At 42.1% G+C, this 22,516-nt stretch carries 17 protein-coding genes; 3 read left to right on the top strand and 14 right to left on the bottom strand.

Annotated elements, in window-relative coordinates; genetic code table 11:
* Positions 1–81: 81 nt before the first annotated feature.
* The 5 genes from SALPA_RS26050 to SALPA_RS26030 all read right to left on the bottom strand — a co-directional run bounded on the left by SALPA_RS26050 (position 82) and on the right by SALPA_RS26030 (position 5,240).
* Positions 82–3,207, bottom strand: coding sequence for an HAD-IC family P-type ATPase (locus SALPA_RS26050; protein WP_145100975.1), 3,126 nt, complete (start codon positions 3,205–3,207; stop codon positions 82–84).
* Positions 3,208–3,402: 195 nt separating this feature from the next.
* Entirely contained in the window at positions 3,403–3,657 is a 255-nt protein-coding gene (locus SALPA_RS26045; protein ID WP_145100972.1) for a hypothetical protein, read from the bottom strand.
* 11 nt (positions 3,658–3,668) lie between these two features.
* Entirely contained in the window at positions 3,669–4,286 is a 618-nt protein-coding gene (locus SALPA_RS26040) for a hypothetical protein (RefSeq protein ID WP_145100969.1), read from the bottom strand.
* Between the two features lie 137 nt (positions 4,287–4,423).
* Positions 4,424–4,756 carry a hypothetical protein gene (locus tag SALPA_RS26035; RefSeq protein ID WP_222428129.1) on the bottom strand — a complete coding sequence of 111 codons (333 nt, stop codon included), beginning with the start codon at positions 4,754–4,756 and terminating at the stop codon, positions 4,424–4,426.
* A gap of 37 nt (positions 4,757–4,793) precedes the next feature.
* Positions 4,794–5,240 carry a hypothetical protein gene (locus SALPA_RS26030; RefSeq protein WP_145100963.1) on the bottom strand — a complete coding sequence of 149 codons (447 nt, stop codon included), beginning with the start codon at positions 5,238–5,240 and terminating at the stop codon, positions 4,794–4,796.
* A gap of 430 nt (positions 5,241–5,670) precedes the next feature.
* Here SALPA_RS26030 and SALPA_RS26025 point away from each other — a divergent pair, with 430 nt between their 5' ends.
* Positions 5,671–5,874, top strand: coding sequence for a hypothetical protein (locus SALPA_RS26025; RefSeq protein WP_145100960.1), 204 nt, complete (start codon positions 5,671–5,673; stop codon positions 5,872–5,874).
* 748 nt (positions 5,875–6,622) lie between these two features.
* Complete coding sequence (locus SALPA_RS26015; RefSeq protein ID WP_145100954.1) at positions 6,623–7,105, top strand: hypothetical protein; 483 nt, start codon at positions 6,623–6,625, stop codon at positions 7,103–7,105.
* 305 nt (positions 7,106–7,410) lie between these two features.
* Here the strand turns inward: SALPA_RS26015 and SALPA_RS26010 are convergent, their stop codons facing one another.
* The 5 genes from SALPA_RS26010 to SALPA_RS25995 form a co-directional block, all read right to left on the bottom strand.
* Entirely contained in the window at positions 7,411–9,456 is a 2,046-nt protein-coding gene (locus SALPA_RS26010) for a cation-translocating P-type ATPase (RefSeq protein ID WP_145100951.1), read from the bottom strand.
* 290 nt (positions 9,457–9,746) lie between these two features.
* Positions 9,747–10,640, bottom strand: a complete 894-nt coding sequence (locus SALPA_RS26005; protein WP_145100949.1) for a hypothetical protein — start codon at positions 10,638–10,640, stop codon at positions 9,747–9,749.
* A 234-nt stretch (positions 10,641–10,874) separates the two neighbouring features.
* Positions 10,875–11,000, bottom strand: coding sequence for a hypothetical protein (locus tag SALPA_RS31725; RefSeq protein ID WP_255451370.1), 126 nt, complete (start codon positions 10,998–11,000; stop codon positions 10,875–10,877).
* The gene (locus tag SALPA_RS31720; RefSeq protein ID WP_255451369.1) at positions 10,993–11,418 is read right to left on the bottom strand and encodes a prolipoprotein diacylglyceryl transferase; all 426 of its coding nucleotides are present in this window, start codon (positions 11,416–11,418) and stop codon (positions 10,993–10,995) included. Before SALPA_RS31720 ends, SALPA_RS31725 begins: the two co-directional genes overlap by 8 nt.
* 334 nt (positions 11,419–11,752) lie before the next feature.
* The gene (locus SALPA_RS25995; RefSeq protein ID WP_145100947.1) at positions 11,753–12,829 is read right to left on the bottom strand and encodes a S1C family serine protease; all 1,077 of its coding nucleotides are present in this window, start codon (positions 12,827–12,829) and stop codon (positions 11,753–11,755) included.
* A gap of 674 nt (positions 12,830–13,503) precedes the next feature.
* Here SALPA_RS25995 and SALPA_RS25985 point away from each other — a divergent pair.
* On the top strand, positions 13,504–15,552 hold the full coding sequence (locus SALPA_RS25985; RefSeq protein ID WP_145100944.1) for a sigma-54-dependent Fis family transcriptional regulator: 2,049 nt from the start codon (positions 13,504–13,506) through the stop codon (positions 15,550–15,552).
* Between the two features lie 244 nt (positions 15,553–15,796).
* Here SALPA_RS25985 and SALPA_RS25980 read toward each other — a convergent pair whose 3' ends face one another.
* The 4 genes from SALPA_RS25980 to SALPA_RS25960 all read right to left on the bottom strand — a co-directional run bounded on the left by SALPA_RS25980 (position 15,797) and on the right by SALPA_RS25960 (position 22,413).
* Positions 15,797–17,770 (bottom strand): methyl-accepting chemotaxis protein, encoded by a 1,974-nt coding sequence (locus tag SALPA_RS25980; RefSeq protein ID WP_145100942.1) that lies wholly within the window; start codon positions 17,768–17,770, stop codon positions 15,797–15,799.
* A 305-nt stretch (positions 17,771–18,075) separates the two neighbouring features.
* Entirely contained in the window at positions 18,076–19,461 is a 1,386-nt protein-coding gene (locus SALPA_RS25975; protein WP_145100939.1) for an SLC13 family permease, read from the bottom strand.
* A 301-nt stretch (positions 19,462–19,762) separates the two neighbouring features.
* Positions 19,763–20,092 carry a 4Fe-4S dicluster domain-containing protein gene (locus tag SALPA_RS25965; RefSeq protein ID WP_145100933.1) on the bottom strand — a complete coding sequence of 110 codons (330 nt, stop codon included), beginning with the start codon at positions 20,090–20,092 and terminating at the stop codon, positions 19,763–19,765.
* Complete coding sequence (locus SALPA_RS25960) at positions 20,092–22,413, bottom strand: molybdopterin-dependent oxidoreductase (protein ID WP_145100930.1); 2,322 nt, start codon at positions 22,411–22,413, stop codon at positions 20,092–20,094. The genes SALPA_RS25965 and SALPA_RS25960 overlap by 1 nt, the downstream gene beginning before the upstream one ends.
* Between the last annotated feature and the right edge of the window lie 103 nt (positions 22,414–22,516).

Below are 22,516 nucleotides of genomic sequence, written 5' to 3'. Positions count from 1 at the left end.
ACTGGATGATTTCTTTGACTTGAGTTATCGATATCGCATATTCCTTATCGCTTAGTCGAAGCAAAACCAATTCTATATTTTCTATATTGCGTCACTACAAGCGGTAGTACTTTCTAAGACTGGAATAGTGCGTACACGCGAAAGTCCGGCATCGATTATCCCAGTGGCTACTGCCAGAGCACTAGCCACAGCCCAGTCACCAGCAGATAAAGAAACCGTACCAAAAATTGACTGTAATAATGGAATGTGGACACTGGCAGCAACCATACCCATCGACAAGGCTACCGCAGCAACAAGCCACAGATTACTGAACAAACCTACCCTTCCTGTTTGTTTTTCGCCGCGGCAATCAAAAATATGCACAAATTGGCTGAGTGCAAGTTGAACCAATACGATGGTTTGCGCAAAAGCCAGGTTGCCGGTTGACCGCAATTTCCACACATACAACGCCAAACTAGTAAGGCCGATAATCAAACCCCTAACGACCACTTTCATCCCCAGACCACCGGCAAACACACTATCGCTAGCTGTTCTTGCCGGCTGGCTCATAATATCCTGGGCAGGTGGATCATTCACCAGCGCCACGGCTGGCAGCCCGTCTCCCACCAAATTAATCCATAAGAGTTGAATCGGGATGAGCGGAAACGGTAATCCCATTAACACAGCCAGCAGCATCAGTATAACCTCACCGACATTGGTCGCAATCAGATAGCGAATGGCCTTGCGAATGTTAGCATAAATAGACCGCCCCTCCTCCATGGCGCGTACTATGGTAGCAAAATTATCGTCTGACAGTGTCATGCTAGCAGCTTCTTTGGTTACGTCTGTTCCCATAATTCCCATAGCGATCCCAATATCTGCCGCTTTTACTGCCGGTGCATCATTGACACCATCGCCGGTCATCGCCACCACATAGCCTCGTTGTTTTAATGCTTTTACTATCCGCAGCTTATGTTGCGGCGAAGTACGGGCAAATACCGTGCTGATCTCGACCGCATCGGCGAGCTGTTGGTCAGACATCCGGTCTATTTCGCTACCCAGTAAAATTCCGTCCCCAGCTCGTAACAGGCCGATTTCTCTTGCGACAGCACTTGCAGTCTGTTGATGGTCGCCTGTGATCATAAGGACTTTTACTCCAGCTTGACGACATTTAGTGATTGCTGGCGGAACTTCCGGACGGGGCGGATCAATCATGCCCATGAGACCGCAAAAGATCATTTCCTGCTCCGGTTCTTCATCGCTCTGTTCGTCAAACTGTTCCATTACCCGATACGCGCAGGCTAAAACGCGAAGAGCCTTATTGGCCAGCTCATCATTCGCGCACATAATCTCAGCACGAATTGTATCGTTCAATTGGCGGATCTCACCGTCCCGAAGGTAGTGGGTACACGCGGATAATACACGATCTGTTGCCCCTTTAACATTCAGGATCATATCGCCCACTTGAGTTTTATAGATCGTTGACATGATGCGTCGATCTGATTCAAACGGATATTCGTAAACTCTTATAAATGTTTTTTCTAGTTCGTCTCGCCATAAGCCAGCTTTAGCCGCTGCCACCAGGATGGCACCTTCAGTAGGATCACCTTCCACCTTCCAGACAACATTATGTTTTTCCTTCATCGGCAATACATTATCTTCTTTAGAAACCCTATTTTGATTCAATCGGGCATTGTTACATAATGCGCCAGTGAGCAGCGTTTGATAGAGTTCGGCATTCTCATGAATAGTAACAGGCCCCCCTCCATCCAGAAAAAAGTCACCTACAGGTGCATAGCCCTCGCCTGCTACCTGCCAATTACGCCCATGCGTGTATACCATGCGAACCGTCATCTCGTTTTTGGTAAGTGTTCCTGTTTTGTCTGAGCAAATTACAGTAGCACAGCCCAGTGTTTCAACCGATGATAATTGGCGGATGATTATATTTCGTTTACTCATACGTTGTACGCCCATGGCTAAGGCAATGATAACAATCGCAGTTAAGCCCTCCGGTATAGCTGCTACAGCTAGGCTTGCCGCAATTTGCAGCATATTCAAGCATCCTTGACCCCGTAATATTCCTGTGACCATGACAACTCCAGAGACGCCTAAGCAACCGTAAACAAGGTATTTTCCTAGTTGCTCCAGTTTGCACTGCAACGGCGTAAGCTCTTCGGTTTGATGCTGGATAAGGGAAGCGATTCTACCCATCTCTGTTTTCATTCCTGTTGCAACTACGATCGCCGTGGCGCGCCCCCGCGTTACACCTGTGCCCATAAACACCATGTTTCTACGATCTCCAAGAGTAGTGTCTTCACTTCCACGATATCTCGGATCTTTTTTGGCAGGTACTGTTTCACCAGTAAGCGACGCTTCCTCAGTAGCAAATTGAACTGCAGTTATTAGATGGGCATCAGCAGGTACCCGATCACCTGCTTCCAGGACGATCAAGTCACCCGGAATCAAATTCTCAGCCGCCACCTTTTTAACTCGGCCCGCACGAATCACACGCGCCTGTGGTGCCGCCAGTTTCTGCAAGCTTTCCATAGACTGCTCGGCCTTGCGTTCTTGAATAACACCCAAAACGGCATTAGCCACTACAATAGACCCGGTCAGGAGGGCGTTACTACGTTTCCCCAGAACAAACGAAATCCCTGCGGTTCCAAGCAGCACTTGCACCATAAAATCTTTGAATTGATTGCTCAACAGTTCCCAAAACGTTGCCCGCTTTCCTTCGGTAAGCTTATTAGGGCCTACCTTCTTAAGGCGGCTGGCAGCTTCCCAGTCACTCAAACCAAAACGATCTGAGGTATTAAGTAGATCACAGACACTTTCCATGCTTTCAGTATGCCACAGCTTACTAGAACCAGTGTACGCAAGGCCTTCTATCTGCGGGTTAGAGACGACCGGTAAAGATACCAGACTAGGACTGCCATCGGCAAACTGCTGTAGATTTAACGTTAGAGTGTTATTTCCCCGACAAAACCGCCCCCATGCCTGTGTTAAGACTTGTTGGATCTCCTTTACGCTGAGCACATTCTGGTTGAAATAAATTAAAGCTCGCCCAGTGAGGTAATTTGCACTGATTGAGATAATATTGTGGTCAGATGCCAGCTGTTCGGTTAAAAAGCTCGCGAATTTTTTATTGTGGCATAATCCCGGTACACTGACACGTAATCGTCCGGGTAATGCGTGATAAGTTTGTCGTTGTTCTGCGGATAAGAACAAGCTGTTTCCTCCTTATGGTTTCTTGCATCAGTATTATGCAGATTTCCTGTGCACAGAGGTGACAATAGTCTCGCATGTCACTCCTTTCCTTTGGGACACCGGCAGAAGCCTAGTCGTATCCAGGAAACTACTTTTCATCTGGGCAAAAAAATGACAGCACGGTATGAAACCTTGCTGCCAAATATTCTGGCTGTTCTAGAACAGTTTCATTCTTGACCATGAAAGGCTTGCTAACAGATTATCGCGCGATTCCTTACTTCGTTGCTTGATGTAGCCGAATAATTGACCCAAAAAGTCTTCCCACAGCCGCGCAACCTCATTCTTATTCTGCGCCGACTCCGCCCGCAGCTGGATACTTAAATCTACCGTGTCTTTCAATTCACGACTGAGTCCTCGCAATTTTTCGGCTAAATGCTCAATTCGAAGTTGCTGCTCGGTCCCTATTGACATACTACCTCACCTCATTCATTTAAATTCGGATTATCAACTCCACCGTCAGCTGGCAATTCATCAAAGGAAGTTTCGATGGACTGTTTGAACTTATCAAATTGGGCCTCTGCCACTAAGTCTTCCAGATCCTCTTTGACGCCGCTAAACAATCCTTGGGCTTGTTCTCCTAGTTCCATTACTCCCTGAACAGTCTTTAACGCTAATGGTCGCAGAGTCTCGCGGACACTCGGAACTAGCACAGCTCCTACCAAAGCCGCCGCCAGCCAGAAACCAGGGGGGCGTCCAGTACTTGACTTGACGCGATGATTAAATTGCCGGTTAAGACGTCCGACCCCGCTCATATCGGGGCTGACTTCTACATATTCGATAAGTTCCGCTAAACGCATCAATTCGCGCCGCTCTTGCTCTATCATCTGCCGTAAAGCCTTGAGTGCATATGGGTCAGTTATCGAAGACATGCGCTGCTCATAGCTCTGTACGGCTGCCAATTTGGCCTCAAAGACCTGTTCCAAACCGGTTAACGTTTCTTCGTTTGACGACTGGGCGATTTTATCTTTTAGCCTTTGGCTTCGTCTTACCGGTGGTTGCTCCTGGCGTTCATCTTTTTGCAGCCCCTCCATGCTTTTCATTATGTCTCTTTCCCCCCAATCGTATTCCCAAATTCATTGGTTATATTGTCCAAAATGTACCATGTATATACCAGCGAATCTTGAAACAGGAAGCTATGTACCAATAATAAAAGGAGCACCCAAAGTTAAAGGTGTTCCTAAAATGTTTCCGATTTATGATTTACTATATTGTTTACTATTTTTACCCCTTCCTCATAATGCTCACGGATACTGTCACGGAAGAAGCACCCATTTACTCTCTGCTGATAACTAACATAAGCAAAAATTGCTTCGCCGATGGAATACGTAAAAGCATAGGCTAACGCGCCTTTGGCCACCATCCCTGCCCGCGTAGGTAACTTCCCAATAATGCTGGTAGCTGTACTTTGAGCCAATAAGGCCATACCCATCAGTACTCCAATTTCAGGTAATTGGCGATAAGGTACAACGGTGTACCCTGATAGGCCTACTATTTCAAATAACATTTTCATTTCATTAAGGGAAAGAATGATGCAATCGGAAATGCCCTCAAAGGGTATAGAAACAAGCTGATGTGGACCAGGAACGGTATTTGGCATTGAAGTAATGACCGTCCAGGCTGTATTTTGATACCTCGGTTTTAAAACGTCGGACTTGATTGACGTATTCCGGGCTCACAATACAAAACGTCGTCGATTTAATAAGTTTCTCGTCAAGTTTGTCGCCCGTACTCCTAATATAAATAGACGTTATATATCTTGCCAGCAGCCGGGTATCGCATTTCACTCGTATCGGGGCTTGATCTGGACTTGCCTGGCTTGGAAAGGAAATCAGCCAGTTTTTTATTGCTTCAACATCCCTTTCGGAACCAATAAGGCCAATATGAAAGTTCTGTTGACAAAGTCTATTTATCTCATGCCAATTAATTCTCTTCAATTCATTCCAGGCTCTGCCGAGTATATTGAGACCGTTAGGGCTTGTATCCTTTTTCGCCATGTTTAGCCCTCCCTTTGCCGTTTAATTTTCCCATTCAACCAGTTTCTATCCAATACTACAATAATATAGGTTCATAAATAATGCCTTGATTATGAAAAAACCACTGTCTTTGGCCATATCTCAGGCTTTAGCAGTGGGTTTAAACCTAGCTGGTTATATAACTGATCCTCGCCGATCACTTACCCATGTCGATCCCTCAATCATCTTGGCTCTCTTTTTTAGCTGAGCGGCAACTTCGCTGACTTCAGATAGTTTGTAAATTGATGATTTTGATTATCTACAAGCGCAAATATAAGGGCAACTACTGCAAAGCTTGAATGTAATACTCCTTGCAGATAAATTGTATACTTTTCGACATTACATTTATTGGCAGGATTTCTGAGTATTATACTGGAATATATTTATATAACAATAAAAGGGGGAACTGGCAATGAATAAACATCAATGGATACTTAAAGAAAGCTGGCCTGTGGAACAAGGACAACGACTTATCTTTCAGGACTCCCCTAAAAATATACATATAGTTGATACGACGATTATTAAAAATATTGACGAAGTTATTAGCAAAGTTGAAACTAAACGATGGTCCATAAACGAACTACTGCTTTTTTTAAACCAATATTCACATACCTGATAACAAAAACAGATCTCGTGAAACTACAACGAAATCTTGAATCTATTATTTGATATGGTCTGCGTCTTATTAGTGTAAATAGAAATTCCTCATTGCAAGGAAAACAGTTTTCCATATAGAATCAAGGATATTCCACTCGCGGACAAAATTTTTAATACCTCTGGTTGTGGCGAATTGTTGCGAATGACGAGCAAATTCCATAGGAAAAAGTTGCAGCAGGTACGAGACCTTGCTGCAACTTTTACTCTTTTAAGCTTTGTATTCCTCCTGTAACTAAGTAGCTGTAATTTAATGGTGCGCCTATTAGAATCCCTGTCACGATTGGAGTGTATAGGGGGAGTATACCAAATAAACTCGCTGCAAAAACAGCCACCATATTATCATCTTCACTCCTCCATTCCCTCATCCACTGCAGTGAGTTGCAATTCACATGAGTATTCTTACCATGAAATGAACTCATTTCAGCATAGCTGAAACATTAGGGATTCAGGTGGAGTAGACTCGTATCCATAACAATTTGTTTATACAGCCGTTCATTCAATAGACGTTGCATATTGTCACTATAATAATGGAATATTAAAAATGTCATTTTAATAGAGAGGATTGTTTGGCGGCGTTGAAACTAAGCCTGCTAATATTGAGCCGGGCACCTAGCACTAGGGAAATTTCCGCATAAAAGTGCAGGGCTCTTCTGTTTCAAAATACAAGGAATGTTTGTATTAATAACTGTAATAAGGGGGATTAAGCTATGAATGTTTTGCGTTGGGGATCACGCATGCTGTCGAGGACTACACCTGCAGGACTTATATTAACCGGTGCAGCAATTGCATTAGCGACTCCAGTAGTACGGCGGGGACTGCGTTCTACAGCTCTTTTAGCTACTAAAGGAGTTCTGGCAATAACGGATCAGACGAAAGGTGTTATTGCCAGATTCAAAGAAGATGCCGAAGACTTTATGGCTGAAGCACGTACAACAGAACAAACTACCACCAGAGAAATTAGTAATAAATGGGATGAAGTAAAGGATCATGCCCGGAGACATCGTCGCCGTATTTTAGCCGCTACTGCTACCGGTGTTGTAGCTATGTCGGGTAAAGCAAAAAAACTTAAACATGAGTTTCACGACGCAATCGAAGAAGCTAAGGGCAAAGGGTCCCAAGGTGATCACTCCGCACCTGAACCTGGGACACACCAACATGAAAGGGATAACTTAGCAACCGATCCAGTTTAACTGTCTCTCACAAGTCGCCATACAATTATTCTTCCCGCTACGTAAAAAACAAGAAACGCACCATGCTAGTGCGCTTCTTATTTTTTTATATTACGCTTTATTCCCATATTTCGGGCTTAGCGATAAAAACCACTAGTAATTGCGACTTAACGAAGTAATGTTACTGCTTTTGCTAAGACACCTGGTAAAATACTACACCGATCGGGATTCCAAGAAACAACCGAATTGATAAAATAGTTTTAGTTGCCCCCTTGCCTTGTAAAGATTAAAGGCCAGGATTCTTATCACGAAAAATGAACCTACAATCATCCTGTACAGACCATTTGTCTATCCTGTTTACAGGCTGAATGGTTACCTTTTGAAAATAGCCGGGCAGAATTGGCGATAACACCGAGGGTGCCAAAATTTAGTAATAACGATGCTGCTAATGGCGAGATAATATTGGCTGCTGCCAAGGCGATACCCGCAACATTCACACCGACAGCAAAGGAAAGATTCTGACGTATGACCTGATTGGTTTTCTTGCCAATGCTGATCATCTGGGAAACTTTTCTTGGGTCATCCCCGGCAATAGCGACATTGGCCGCCCGCAGGGCAAGTTCCGGACAGTTGTCGGCCATAGTGACACCAACGTCGGCCGCTGCCAGGGCGGGCGAATCGTTAATTCCATCCCCCACCATCATGACTGGATACCCTTTTCGTCTTAACTGAGTTATCATCCGAATCTTGTCTTCGGGTCTCATTGTGCTCCAGTATCGTTTAATACCCAGTTCATCGGCCACTGCATTACCCGTGTTAGCCGTATCTCCTGTTATCAAGCCGATATGAGGTATACCGACAACTCGTAATTGTTCAATGGCCTGATAGCTTTCCGGCCGTATGTGTTCCTTTACCCCAATTAAGCCTACTAGCTTTTTATCAACAGCAACATAAATAGCACTATTGCCAAAGTGCTTCAGCCGTAATACGCGAGCCTTACTTGTCTTTATGTCTATGTGTTCTTTGTACATCAGAGAATCATTGCCCACTAAAACCTCTTGCTGATTTATATAGGCTCTTACTCCATAACCAACAAGTACTTCACTCTCGGCGGGCTCAAGAATTAGTCCTTTTTGCATAGCTTCTTTTACTACCATCCTGGCTAACGGATGGCAATTGCCTTGTTCAGCTGACGCAACCAGTAGCAATATCTCCTGGTTGCTTTGCTTTCGTTGTAGTGATATCACTTCCGTTATTATGGGATTCTCCGTAGTTAAAGTACCCGTTTTATCCCACAAAACCACCTCTGTCTGCCCTGCAACCTCTAAGCACCGGGACTGCTTTACAAAAATACCCTTGCGTGCTGCGTCGGCTACCGCCGTACCTAGAGCCGTATTCTTAGCTATCGATACTGCGATCGGACAACCGGCTAGTAACACGGTTAATGCGCGATAGAAGTCACGAGTAACGAGAAAGATCATGGCAGCAATACCCATTGTTAAAGGCATCAGCTTTTGCGCATAGTAATCTTCTGGTTGCTGTAGCGCTCCTCGTGCAGCGGCGGCCTGCTCAACCATCTTAAGCATATGGGCTATAGATTCACCATCTTCCGGAACTCGTTCTCCAGCCTGTACCATAACAGTATCTCCGGCTAAGACCTGCCTTACTTCGCCGTTTTCCAAACGTCTAGCAGTCAGTTCTTTTGTTGCCACCATCTTACTGATGGCATACTGTGAGCGGGTTTGCATAACGTGATGAAACAGGTCGCTCAGATACACAATCCCCAAGATTGACAGACCGGTTATACTTTCCTTCATGGCCAGCAGGACAAGCGTTGTTGCGAAAAGCAATAAATCGGAATTGATTCTTTTCTTCCTAGCCAAGGTGTCTACCCCTCTTCTTAATAAAGGGTAACTCCCTATAATTGTCGTCAAGGCAGCTAGGTAAAATACGTTAGTGGATGACACCAGCGGCGAGCGCCCCACAAGCATCCGCTTGGCAAGTAACCCGGTCAGGACCCCGCCTGTTGCCAGTACATATAGCTTTGTTATACTGCCCTGATCGTTCATGATTTGACTGGTTGCCTTTGGCAGTGACAGTACCTCATACTTACTTTCCTGGTTTACCTGCTGTTCAAAAAAAAGCTCCCACGTATTTTCTATTTCTTGACATAGCACAGGGAAACTAATCCTGGCTTGATCAAAATAAATAAGAGCACGCCCGGTTAAAGAGCTTGCTGTTATTGTTTTAACGCCAGTAACCTTACTCACCTGTTTAACAAAGTAAGCTTCCAGCAGGCTGTTTTTTCGAAGATTAGGAATAGTTATCCTTAATCGTCCTGGTAAAAGCCGATAGTCGTTTTCCGATAGCAAAGCAAGCTCCCCCTAGCCAAGTTTGAACAAATCATATGTATTTATTGTATCCATGTTAGCTAAGCCATATGTGCTAAATAAAAGCATAAAGATAACTATAGCATTATTCATGGGGAAAAATGACGGGCTGAACCCTACCTAGCCGCATAGGCGGTCTTGACTGGTCAAATAAGGGGGTGTTTTCTATCCTGCAACTAGGAATTAAATCACTTTTTGCCTACATAGCTAAAGAGAACCATCTATAGTGTGCTGCCCTATTTTTACCGATTCAAAGGTAAAAAACAGGCCATTTACATGGCCTGCTGGTCAATTCGTTCCGTAATAAACTTAGCTTGTTTAGCCTTACAAAATTTTCGTGTCCTAATATTATGCTCTAAGGACACGAAATAACTGCCATATGTGTTGTCGTACATTTCATAAAAAATTTGAGTCGCTTTATTACGCGTAAAAATTTTTACTTTATGTGTAATGTTTAATAGGATACCAACCATCTCTTGTTCCAGTTGCCGTCGGCATTGCTCAAATAGCGTCTTGTGGTCACAGCCGACACTCTTCATTGCAATAGTACCTAGTTTTATTCTTTTCAGTAGTTTTCCGAGTACTGGACTCAAGTCTAGTTTACCCAGAGCCTGCTCCCAAGTTTGGTCGCCCACCTCAATTGCTATCTCTGCAAGAAGCAGAGTATTTCTATACTCGTCAACCCTGTCTACCATGTAGTTAATCACTTCGAAATCAGTGGCAATATACTGCAAAGCTGCGATATCCACATATGCAGCACCAAAACATTTTTTCATTTCAAGTTGAATACTATGCTTTATATTATCAAGCAGGTTATCTATAGCCGAGGGACTGAGAAATTCTTGAAAAAAGCAAGCTTTTGTCTTGCTTTTTCCTCCCAGTAAGTCACTAGTATATGATTCAATACTCTCATTCTCTCTCAGCAAAAAAGCATTAACCTGTCTCTCGATCAAATTATGACAACGCTCCACCGTGAAAGCAATTTGCATCTCTTTTTGACAGCGTCTACAATCTAGGGTTTCTAATAAGGCTTGTTTTAAGTAACGGCGTTGCTGCATTACAATATTTTTAGCTAGAGGGCGAAAACATCTAATTCCTTTTAGACCATTATGTAAAAGATGGGGGATTCGGTTACAATGGTTTTTTCCAGATAGTAGCTTCAACATTTTCCACCCCGCTTTTAGATCTAGACTACTGATCCATGTTTATATTATAAGTCAGACGTATTAAGACAGGGTTAAGGAAATATTAACGTATTATTAAATCTAACGCCGGGAAGATTGAGCAGACACTGCGTTGTCGTGAAAGAATCAAAAAGGATGTGTAGTATACTCCTGTCCTCCATTCGGAGCGAACTCACACCCCTTCGTTTTCTTATCCGATCTTGTTGTCAAGTTAACTTACTTCTCAGTCTTGATTACCTGATTTCGTGTTGCACACCAAGCCCACAGCAGACTAACTGCCAAGGCCGTGAGTACAGCCGTTAGCTGCGCAGCCTTAAATCCGCCGATCAACAGACTATCCAAGCCCAGCCTCAAAAAGTTCAGCCAGCACCAGCGACACCTGACCCCAGGCCTCATACGCCGGTGTTCCTGGCTGATAGACTACACCATACCAAGCATCGGTGGGTTTGCCGTAGGCATCGCCATTTAGCAAACACCCAATTCTTCCAATGGCTTGACCAAGAATGAGCGCCGGAGCCCCAATATCTACAAACCGCTTGAAGGACAATCCCTTGCGGTGAAAAAACCATAACGCCAGCAAGACATTAGCCATGACCGCTCCCTGTATGGACAGGCCTCCTCCCCAAAACATCAAGACTTGCATAGGATTGGCAGCATATTGTGCCCAGGAAAAAGCAACCGCCCACAGCCTTGCCCCCAAAATACCGGCCATAGAACCCATAGAGTACATACTCTTGCAGCATATCCTCGGTAAATTCACTTTTTTTTGCCAACCGTGTCGCCAGCCACAAACCAGCCAGCACCCCTGCAGCTACCATAAGACCCCAGACACGGACTTCGAAACCATTAATACTAAATAAAATAGGTTACAGTAGTTTCTCTCCTTTCCCTATCTTAAGAATGCATAGCATACATGTTATTCATGAACGTTATGCAACAGTTATATGCCATCCTTCCTTCCCTTATTTAGTATTTAGCCCAATATAATAAAAAAGAGTCCGTACTATGCAAAGGTAGCACGGACTGGTACTGTCAGTTATAAATTGTTAATTGAAAAATAAGTTACATATTTTTCGAGTTAAATGGGATTATTTTCAATTAGGCATTTCGATTGCAACCGGATGCATTGTCAAATTCTTACCATTGCGAGTAATTTCAACATCCACCGTACTGCCTATCGGAACATTATCTAAAACAGCTCGTAAATCGGCCACGCTGTTAACAATTGTACTGTTAACTTTTTCAATGATATCACCCTGTTGGATGTCAGCTTGATCAGCCGGGCCACCTTTTTCTACACGGGTTACATACATGCCATGGTCGATTTCTACATTGTAACTATAACGGAGTGCTGATTCGCGATCCAGTGCTGCAACGCCAAGATACGCCCTACTTACCTTACCCTTTTCCACTAGCGATTGCAAAATTGGACGGACAGAATTAATGGGAATTGAAAAACCCATTCCTTCGACACCCGCGGCGGAAATTTTGACACTATTAATCCCAACCACCTCGCCGTCAGCATTGACCAACGCTCCTCCCGAATTGCCAGGGTTGATTGCTGCATCGGTCTGGATTAACTTAAATTTGCGGTCCCCAACTTCAATAGTTCGGTTTAGTGCACTAATCACGCCGACCGTCACACTACCGCGAAACTCAAGGCCGAGGGGATTGCCAATAGCAACGGCCGGCTCGCCTGCCATCAACGAATCAGAATTCCCAAATTCCACAGCCGGCAAACCGGTCGCATCGACCTTAACTACGGCTAAATCCGTTGCCGAGTCTACTCCCAACACTTTACCATTTAAAGTCCTGCCATCTGTTAACGATACGACAATTTCTTGCGCTCCTTCAACAACATGATAATTGGTTGCAATGTATCCATTCGAATCAAATATTACTCCCGAACCTACCCCTTTTTCCACAAGTACTTTCTGATCAAAATTGTCTCGCATATAGGCCTTGTTGGTAATGCCGACAACTGCAGGACCTACTTTTTTAACTGCCTGAACGACAAAAGTATTACGGGCCAAAGATGCCCCCTCATCTTGTACAGCGGTTGGTATTGATAAATTAGGCATAGCTGCAGCTTTGGTGTAATTCGTTACACATAAGCCGCCAATAATAATTCCAATAATTAAGACATTGAATCGTCGCAACCATTTATTCATACTATTGTTTCTCCTTTATCTCCCATGTTCTGAATAATTTATCACAAATATGTGAACTAACCATCCATCCTTTGCCGAAAAATCAAACATTCATTTTATCAGCAATCCGCTTCACGACTTAAAAATATTATATAGTAAATATAATCCGTCACCAACAACGGCTAAACGCAACATACCGAAAGCAACCAAGCCTGGTGGGAAATGACCATACATTTTAAAACCTCCCTGACTTGACTACAATCTATCTTAATAGAGTAGCTTTTCCACTCTAAATATATTTCATCAACCTGATGACTATATAATAACCTCTAATTTTTAGAATAATTTTAGAAGAAATAAGTGGCAAACGATGATAGATAAACTAAAGAAAATATACCCTGCCTTATCCCAACGTAATTTTCGATATTATTGGTTTGGCCAATGCGTTTCTTGAATTGGCACTTGGATGCAGTCTACTGCTCAACAATGGCTGGTGTGGTACATTCGATGACCAAATCCGCGCTGTTGTTAGGGCTGCTAACATTCCTAACGATTAACTCTTCCCTCATTTTTCTCAATTATGGAAAGAGTATATCCTTGTTTCTTTTTTTGCACCAGAACCGAAAAAATAAGGTATAATATTATTAGAATTACTACACATGTATTATTGTTATTTTTAAAGGGGCTTTTGTGATATGGACTATCAATCACTACATGAAATGAAAAATGTTTTTTCTTCTCAAACATTATCTGAGATGTTATCATTTTTTCATTATACTTCAAATCAATTTACAGAAATTCAAAATTACTATACTAATTTAATAAAGTACAATCAATCCCCATTAGAATATTCAATCGTAAGAAAGCCTATAGTTAATTCTTGGATTCGATCGAAAAATTATAATATAAAACCTGATAAAGCACTTATATTGAAAAAAATAAACGATAAACAAAGTAAAATGTTGCTTAAGGATAATAAAACACTAATTGATTCAGCTATGCCCTTATTAACGAATTTTGCATCTCATAATCTTATGAATAAATCCTCTGGACTATCATTGTATGATAAAAATGGTATTACTCTGTTTGTAGCTAATAGTGCTTTAGATGGAATGGGATTAGGCAATGATTTGTCCGAAGAGTCAGTCGGGACTACCTCCCATACCCTTTGCGTTAACTTAGAAAAGCCGGTGTTCGTTCTTTCACCGGAGAATTTTCATCCGGATTTACGAAAACCGAAAGTTACATTTTCTGTACCCATTTACGATCAAACTGATACCATTATAGCAGCATTAACGATTCCATATTTTGAAGAGATTAAATACACCGAAATGGAAAAATCCCATTTTCTATGGATGCTTAATTTTTTATTTATGTTAGAAAAAAATATTGAACAAACCATCGTAGCGCAAACTTACAAACCACAAATCAGGGTAGAGAGCTTTTCGTTTGATACGGCGATGTCTCTAGTTGATGAATCTGTTATCGCTGTTGACTCAACAGGAAACATTTCATATATAAATAATAATGGAGAAGCTCTGTTTAATATAAAAAAAGATAATGTAATAGGAAAGCCCTATTCCACTATTCTTGGTGTAATACCAGCAATAGAAAAACTTTACAAGAAAAAAACAAGAAATAATAAATTGACTGCCCAGTATACCTGTGTGAGTAATGACCATAAATATCTTATTAAAGCGAAACCTTCCTCTACCGCGCTAAATGAAAATTCTGTGTTGATCTGTATTTCCAATCTGATAGGCAACAAGATACCTTTACCCCAAAATGCAGATATTACTCATCCTGTGGATACAATTTTGGGTGATAGCGAGGAAATGCTTAAATCCAAACAAATAGTGAAGAGAGTAACTAATACTATGAAAAGTATATTACTGATTGGAGAAAGTGGTACAGGAAAAGAACTATTTGCTCAGGCAATTCATCAAGAATCGCGACCAGAAGGACCTTTTGTTGCTGTCAATTGTGCAGCTTTACCGAAAGGTATTCTTGAAAGTGAACTTTTCGGCTATGAAGGAGGCTCTTTTACTGGTGCTGACAAAGGTGGACGTATTGGGAAAATCCAATCGGCACATGGCGGAACACTTTTTTTAGATGAAATAGGAGATATGCCATTAGAATTACAGGCGGTATTTCTTCGTGTTCTAGAAGATAAACAAGTAACGCGTATTGGGGGAATAGAATCTAGCAAAGTTGATTTTCGTATAGTAGCGGCCACTAATAAAAATTTGCAGGAAATGATCAGCAATAAGAGCTTTAGGGAAGATTTGTATTATCGTATTGCAACTTTTGAAATTTGGATTCCCCCACTTCGTCAAAGAAAAGGAGATATTTTAAAACTTGCTGAGCATTTTATTGAAGAGGAATGTGCAACGCAGACTGCAATACCCCAGATGGATGATGCAGTAAAACAAAAAATTCTGAGATATGAATGGCCAGGAAATGTACGAGATTTAAAAAACGCAATGGATTATGCAGTAAGTATGTCCGTAGGTGGAAAAATTACTTTGTATGATTTACCCATAAGAATAACCAAAAGCGAATATTTGACTAATAATGAAGGTTCAGCAAAAACATTGGCCGAATTAGAGAGAGAAGCTATTGAAAGTGCTCTATTGGCGGCTAATAATAATGTGAAAGAAGCTGCCAATATACTTCGGATGAGTCGTACTACTTTATATAGAAGACTTAAAGAGTACGGCATCTGTACTATTAATTTAAACTAAAATTACTATATATATATTCCGCATTAAAGAAGCTTGCAGGCACAGTCGGGCGGTGTATTGACAACGCCCCACCACTAGCGTTTGACTTCAGCTTTTGCCAGCACACCACCCGATTGTAAAAATCTTTAATATGTTGTATATAGAAAAAATAAATGAGTTTCTAATTATAAAGCTTGTCTCGATAATTAGAAACTCATTTTATTTTAGGCTGCTTACCCTAACCGCTTTGACATTCAATCATTCATTACATTCTGAACTTATTAATCGCGCCCTGTAATTCTTCAGCCAATTGCGAGAGGTGGTGACTTGAAGACGCGATTTCTTCCATTGATGCCGATTGTTCTTCTGTCGCAGCAGAAATACTTTGTGTCTGACCTGCGATCTCACGACTGACACCTTCAACTTCTTTCATTGATGTGAGAACCTGTTTGCTGAATTTGGCAAGTCGGTTCATTCCGTCAGCTGCTTCCTGGGAAAGGGATGCCACCTGCTTGATATGTGTATCAATATCAATGAACGATCTACCGGCCTGATTAACCACTTCGGTGCCTATTTTTACTTCTTGCGTACCATTAGCCATTGCTGCTACCGCCTTATCCGTTTTACTCTGGATATCGCTAATGAGTGTTGCAATTAGCTTAGCTGCCGCTTGGGATTGTTCGGCCAATTTTCTAACTTCTTCGGCAACTACGGCAAATCCTCTGCCTTGTTCTCCCGCTCTCGCCGCCTCAATAGCAGCATTTAGTGCCAGTAGATTGGTTTGTCCAGCAAGACCAGAAATTGTTTCAACAATTTGTCCAATCTCTTTGGATTGCTCTCCTAGTTCAGAAACAACCTGAGCAGAATTATCCACAGTCTGCCTGATATTATTCATCTGATTAATGGCGCTTTCCACTGCCCGATTTCCCGTTGCAGCCGCATTAACAGCCTTGGTAGCAATAGTAATGGCATTCCCTGTTTTAGCCGCCTCTTCCTGGGCACCTGATGAAATTTTCTCCACCATCAATAGCGCTCCTTCAACAACATTAACCTGGCGTTCTACCCCCTGAGCTGTATCGGTAATCGAGGCACTCACCTGACCTGCGACTTGAGCGACCTGCTCGGCATTCGCAGTTAGTTCTTGTGAAGATGCAGCGACCTGTTCTGAAGAACCGTTGATATGTTGTACCAGGCTGCGCAAATTACCGACCATAGTTTCGAACGCGCGAGCTACATGTCCCATTTCATCCTGAGAGTTAACATTAATAGTTGTCAACGTAAGATCACCATCTGCAATGCATTCGGCTGCAGTCTCAAGTTTTCTCAACGGCTTAGCGAATCTGCTGGCCATTATCATCACGACAACGGTGGCTATAATCAGCACAATGAGACTAATACTAAGTGATGTCCAGGTAAATGTGTTTAGTTTTGCCCGGACTTCATTTACTGGAACATTTACGCCGATTGACCAATTGCACCCCGTAACTGGTGCATAAGCAAGATATTTTTTACTTCCGAAATTTTCGTAGTTTAAAATTCCTTGTTCTCCTTTGATCATCTTCTCTGTAGCCGCTTTTAATGTCGGGGGAGCATTAGGATCATTAAGACAGCTGATTGAGTTAACCAATTCTTTGTTTGGATGCATTATGATGACTCCATCGCCCCGGATCATATAGGCATAACCAGTTTCACCAGTTTTTACATCTGAAACTAGCTTTTCTAGCTCTTCAATATGAGTCATAGCAGCTACTACGCCAATGATGCGGTTTTCAGCGCGAATGGGAGCCGAGATAACAACGACCGTCTTATTAGTTTCTTTGGATACGATAGGATTAGAGATAAAAGTTTCTCCCTTAATTGAGTGTTGGAAATAATCACGTTCTGCTAAATTTCTTGTTACTCCTTTCTGATCAAAAGAATCTCCTTTTTCATCAATCCATATCAGACCTTCATAAATCTTAGCATTGCTTAGCTCGGCGCTTAGGTAAGGCATAATGATCTCCCGTTTGCCACTAGCGATAATCGGTGAACGGGCAAGTGTTGCAATATCTCTTTTATTACTATCTAACCAACCACCGATTTGTACGGCACTACTTTGTGCTTTACCCGTAAGTTCTTGTTCTGCATCTTGTACTATAATTTTTTGAGCTTGCCAATAGTTCAGTCCTGATAATAGACCCAGTGCAAGTACAACTAAGGTAAGAACAATTGCAGCAAATTTTACCTTAATACTCTTCATTACAAAACTCTCCCTGTATATTGTTTTTGATGTATTATCCTTACGAGAAAAATTGCAAGAGTTCGCATTTAAAAATTGCCGCTTCCGGATATTACTTGCTATGCTAGCTATACTTCCATTGCAGTTAACCTATTTTTTTTTAATGTCGCTATCAGAATAGTTCTTGTTCTACCTTGTATTTGTCACTATTAAATAAAATTATCGGAAAATGCAGGAAGTGTCAAAAACAGCTATAGCACTCATAGCCAATGATAAAAATTTAGAGACAAGTGAGGAAAACCTTTTGAAATAGTTGCCAAATATCCTTATAGTCCAATTAAGGCAACAGCAAATGGTACCCAAATGGCCAACAAAACTATCATAACCAATGAAGGTATAAGTCCTCCTTTTAACGTATCCAGCATAGTATAATAACCCTCATTGTAGGTTAACAAAAACACTGGATTAATTGGGAGCAGCCATGTTGCACCAAAACCAAATGCTAGGATAAATGCAGTAATTACCGGTGAGAAACCACCGGCAGTTGCAACTGACACCATAGGTGCAGTGAACATTGCAACTGCCGCCGGGCCAACAGGAAATACCGCATGCATGCAAACAATAAGAAGTGAAAAAAGTATTAGGATTGGTAAAACTGCCATACCATGAATAGAGCTTATGAATAAACCTGCAATCCATTTCGCTGCGCCATTCGTTAAAACTGCCGCAGCAACAACGTTTACACTACCGAATACAATTACAACCGCCCAAGGGACTCCTTTGCAAAATTCATCCCATGTCATGAGTTCAATTTTAGGCAAGAACATTGCGACTAGTCCGACCATGGCTACAGTGGTTGTGTTCAATGCGGGAACCCAGCTTCCTGCAATCCATAGTACAAACAAGGTAGTAATGGCGATTTTAACCTTTTGCTCATAAGCGTCAGCTTTCCCAAATTGACTTGTTTTTTTGCGTAATTCGGCCAGAATCTCCGCGGTAATCGCTTCCGGTTTAAACACCTTTACAAGAGAAAACCATGTTGCTACAGTCATCACCAGGTACATGGGAATACCTACAACCATCCATTGCAAAAACGAAACTGAACTGCCTGTGGCTTCTTGGAAAAGACTCAGTGTAAGAATGTTAATATTGGTTCCTGCGGGTGTACCAAATCCACCTATCATTGCAGCGATCGGTATTCCAATCATCAGGCATCTACCCAAATTAGAAAAACCCGGTTTGGCATTCACAGCTTTCAATATTGGGTAGGATAAACCGAGAAACATTAATGCAACTGGTGTATTCGACATAATTGTAGATACTGTTGCCGTACAAAGCAGAAACCCGAGCACTAGTTTTTTAGAATCTGTGCCAGCCCAAAGCATCATTCTAGCAACTATCTTATCAGGGATTTTCGTTTTGCTTAAAGTTATCGTTACTGAAAAGGTTGCAATAATGAAGAACACGGCTGTATTTCCGAAACTTTTAAATGCACTATTCATATCCATAGCGCCAAATATGGGAACAAGAATCATCAAAAATAAACCGGTGATTGCCGAAGGAAAAGTTTCACAAATCCATAACACAATTCCCACTGCCAATATGCCCAAAGAAAGCAAACCTTGTGGTGAGAGCCCTGCCGGAGGGGACATATATTTTGCACATGCTAAAATTATAACCCCTAAAATAAGACCAATATATTTTTTTGTCATGTAACACACTCCCTACATATTTTGTAACAAAGAAAAAATAAAAAGTAACTCAAGATTCTCAAAGGTGTTTAAAATATTCCAACATCCAAAATTATGACATTGCCATAATTGAGCATGGCAATGTCATAAAGTTAATCCGTTTAGTAAATGTTTATTCTTTTTCTTTTACTAGCGGTTCTTTGCATTTCCTGCAAACAGTACTTGTTGAAGGATTTGATGTTCCACAAGAGGGACATTTAACCGGTTTAACTGCAGTTGGGGGGCGAAAACACATCGTTATTTCTCCTTTATGTAATGATTTTTATTTTAACGCGAATAAAACCATTTTTTCGCGGTCGATTTTTTTTGCCAAATCAGTAACTTCACCGAAAGACATACACCCAGCTTGGCAGTGTTTTACGCAACTCGGAACTTTGCCTTTTTCAACTCTATCTTGGCAATGATCACACAACGCTGTAGGCGTAGGAATAAAATCATATTGCCATTTCCGGTTATCTAGCTCTGTTGGACCAAGTGTTTTTATCTCAATTCCCAGCGTTTTAGCATCATAGCCGTGCTCTTGCTGACATGCAACTTCACAAGTATGACAGCCACTGCAATATTGATAATCAATCAACAAACCATGCGCCATTATTGATCGCTCCCTTCATGTTTGGAAATTTTACATAATAATGATTTATATGACGCACCAATACCGGATTTTCCTGGTCTCATTGGAACCAGGCAGTTAATATTAGACTCAAATACTCCGAACAAAGTGCCATCTTCGGGATCTCTTTCCGGGAACCACCATGCGTGGTCGGCTGATACTGTATCCTTACGGATGCTGATCGTAAGCTCCGCTTTTAATTTGCATTTTCCGAAGTTGTTCTCTACTTCTACCCAGTCCCCATCCTTAATTCCGTATTTGGCTGCAGTTTCTGGATGAATTATAATCATAGGCTCAGGATTTATCCGGCGCATTGATGGACTTTGCCGATGTTCTGAATGAAACAGGGCCCATCTTCTAGCACCAGTTGTTAATACTAATGGATATTTTTCAGCTAGTTCGGGAGTGCTGACAGGGCTTTCCGGCGGCTCAGTATAAATAGCCAACGACTCCATATCGAACATCTCCAAGAACTCACATTTAAATTCATATTTTCCACTGGCTGTTTCAAATCCGGGTTCACCGTCAGATCTTAGCAGTCCTTTTTCATGTTTGTAATATTCAAACTCCGGGTAAGCCCAGGTCCGTTCTTTTATGTCATCATAGGTGATGCCAGCATGCTCAAGAATTGTATTATAGAACTCTTTATCGTCATTCCATTCATTTCTATCTGGTCTAAAACGTTTACCCATTTCATAGATTATTTGTTGGTCTGATTTACATTCACCAACTGGTTCAACTGCTTTAACAATCGCCCCAAGATAATAAGGCTGGTGCCCTGTCAATCCTATTCTCTCTGCAAAACCCGCGGCAGGCAGCACTACATCGGCAGCAGCAAGTGCAGTCGGAGTCATAAACATATCTACGACAACGTTGAATTCCATCTTCAGCAGGGCTTCCAAAATTCGTTTCGGGTCTGCCCCCATGCAGGTGATCGGATTATTCGTTTGCATCCAAGTAGCTTTAATCGGATAGGGCTCACCTGTAAGCATTGCCTTTAATAACATATCCTGACTGATACAATTCATTGCTTGTAATGTAGGATAATCCGAGTTCATCCTCTTAACAGCCTGTTCTTCCGAAAGTATCGGTTTGTCTCCACCCCAGCGTCCCGACCATGTTTGTGCTACGCCAAAGCAAGGACGAGCTGCAACCATAGAGCCTGGTTTTTCCAAATTACCGGTTAAAGCGACTAAGTCCATGCAGGCCATACCAGTTATAAACCCTTCTGAAGTATGGTCCATAGCGACTCCCCATTGCAAAGTTGCAGATTTTGCTTTTGCAAAGGCGCGCGCAGTATCCCGTATCAAGGAAGCATCAACCCCACATATCTCAGCTGCCTTTTCCGGGGTATATTCTTTACAATGTTCGGCATATTCCTCGAATCCATAAGTCCACTTTTCTACGAATTCTTTGTCATATAAGCCTTCTTCGCAGATGACATTGGCAAATGCCAGCGCTAACGCAGCATCCGTTCCGGGTCTAACCTGCAAAAAGTACTCTGAACGTGCAGCAAGCCACGTCAATTTTGGATCAATTGTAATTAACTTGCTGCCTCTCTTCATACATTCAACAATCCAATGCCCTAAGAAACCATCTGAGTTTGACACGACCGGATTATTGCCCCAGATCAAAATATATTCGGGTATCTCATAACCGGGATGATCATAGCGATCAGGGAAAAATTGAGAATAATCGCCAACGACCAAAACACCTAACTTCAATGCAGTGCTGAAAACTCTTGGTACATAACATGCATTACCACTAAGAAATCCCATGCCATAATTGGGGCTACCCATGGATTGAGCAACTCTGCCGCCATAACCGTTAATGTCTCGGCCAGTTCCTTGCATTACATAGATACTTTCCGGGCCGTATTTTGCAAAGATTTCTTTTAAGCTTTCTTCAATGAAGTCATAGGCTTCATCCCAGGTAAGTCTTTCCCATTTATTTTCGCCACGCTTACCCACACGTTTCATTGGATATTTAAGACGATCCGGATGATAGAGCATCTCTTTAACTGCTAGACATCTCGGACAAAGCCGTCCTTGATTATATGGATTTTCCGGGTCTCCTTCAATCTTTTCCAACACACCGTCCTTAACATACATTAAGACACCACAGTTATCGTGACAGCCTGGGCCTGTACGGGCATTGCCGCGAAAAACAGTATATCCGTCTTCTTCCCAAGTCCATTTGCGATCCCCCGGGTCATCCTGGGTTTTAAATTCTTTAACGTCTACTATGGCATTACCATATTTTATTTTGGCACTGCCTTCAGTATTTAAGTTTTTCTCTTCCATCGTTTCCTCCTTAAGTGCTTAATTTAGTTTTTAATCACTACTTTTAACACTCCACCTCCTGTATTGCAATAAAATATTAAGCAAAAATCATGCCAATATCAAA

This window comes from Sporomusa sp. KB1 (assembly GCF_007830295.1).
Taxonomy (GTDB): Bacteria; Bacillota; Negativicutes; order Sporomusales; family Sporomusaceae; genus Sporomusa.
This window is presented reverse-complemented; position numbering and strand designations above follow the sequence as displayed.

Bases quoted from the DNA above. Each gene is read 5' to 3' on its own strand.
- SALPA_RS26045 (WP_145100972.1), bottom strand. From the start codon at position 3,657: ATGTCAATAGGGACCGAGCAGCAACTTCGAATTGAGCATTTAGCCGAA.
- SALPA_RS26040 (WP_145100969.1), bottom strand. From the start codon at position 4,286: ATGAAAAGCATGGAGGGGCTGCAAAAAGATGAACGCCAGGAGCAACCA.
- SALPA_RS26035 (WP_222428129.1), bottom strand. From the start codon at position 4,756: ATGAAAATGTTATTTGAAATAGTAGGCCTATCAGGGTACACCGTTGTA.
- SALPA_RS26030 (WP_145100963.1), bottom strand. From the start codon at position 5,240: ATGGCGAAAAAGGATACAAGCCCTAACGGTCTCAATATACTCGGCAGA.
- SALPA_RS26025 (WP_145100960.1), top strand. From the start codon at position 5,671: ATGAATAAACATCAATGGATACTTAAAGAAAGCTGGCCTGTGGAACAA.
- SALPA_RS26015 (WP_145100954.1), top strand. From the start codon at position 6,623: ATGAATGTTTTGCGTTGGGGATCACGCATGCTGTCGAGGACTACACCT.
- SALPA_RS26005 (WP_145100949.1), bottom strand. From the start codon at position 10,640: ATGTTGAAGCTACTATCTGGAAAAAACCATTGTAACCGAATCCCCCAT.
- SALPA_RS25995 (WP_145100947.1), bottom strand. From the start codon at position 12,829: ATGAATAAATGGTTGCGACGATTCAATGTCTTAATTATTGGAATTATT.
- SALPA_RS25985 (WP_145100944.1), top strand. From the start codon at position 13,504: ATGGACTATCAATCACTACATGAAATGAAAAATGTTTTTTCTTCTCAA.
- SALPA_RS25980 (WP_145100942.1), bottom strand. From the start codon at position 17,770: ATGAAGAGTATTAAGGTAAAATTTGCTGCAATTGTTCTTACCTTAGTT.
- SALPA_RS25975 (WP_145100939.1), bottom strand. From the start codon at position 19,461: ATGACAAAAAAATATATTGGTCTTATTTTAGGGGTTATAATTTTAGCA.
- SALPA_RS25965 (WP_145100933.1), bottom strand. From the start codon at position 20,092: ATGGCGCATGGTTTGTTGATTGATTATCAATATTGCAGTGGCTGTCAT.
- SALPA_RS25960 (WP_145100930.1), bottom strand. From the start codon at position 22,413: ATGGAAGAGAAAAACTTAAATACTGAAGGCAGTGCCAAAATAAAATAT.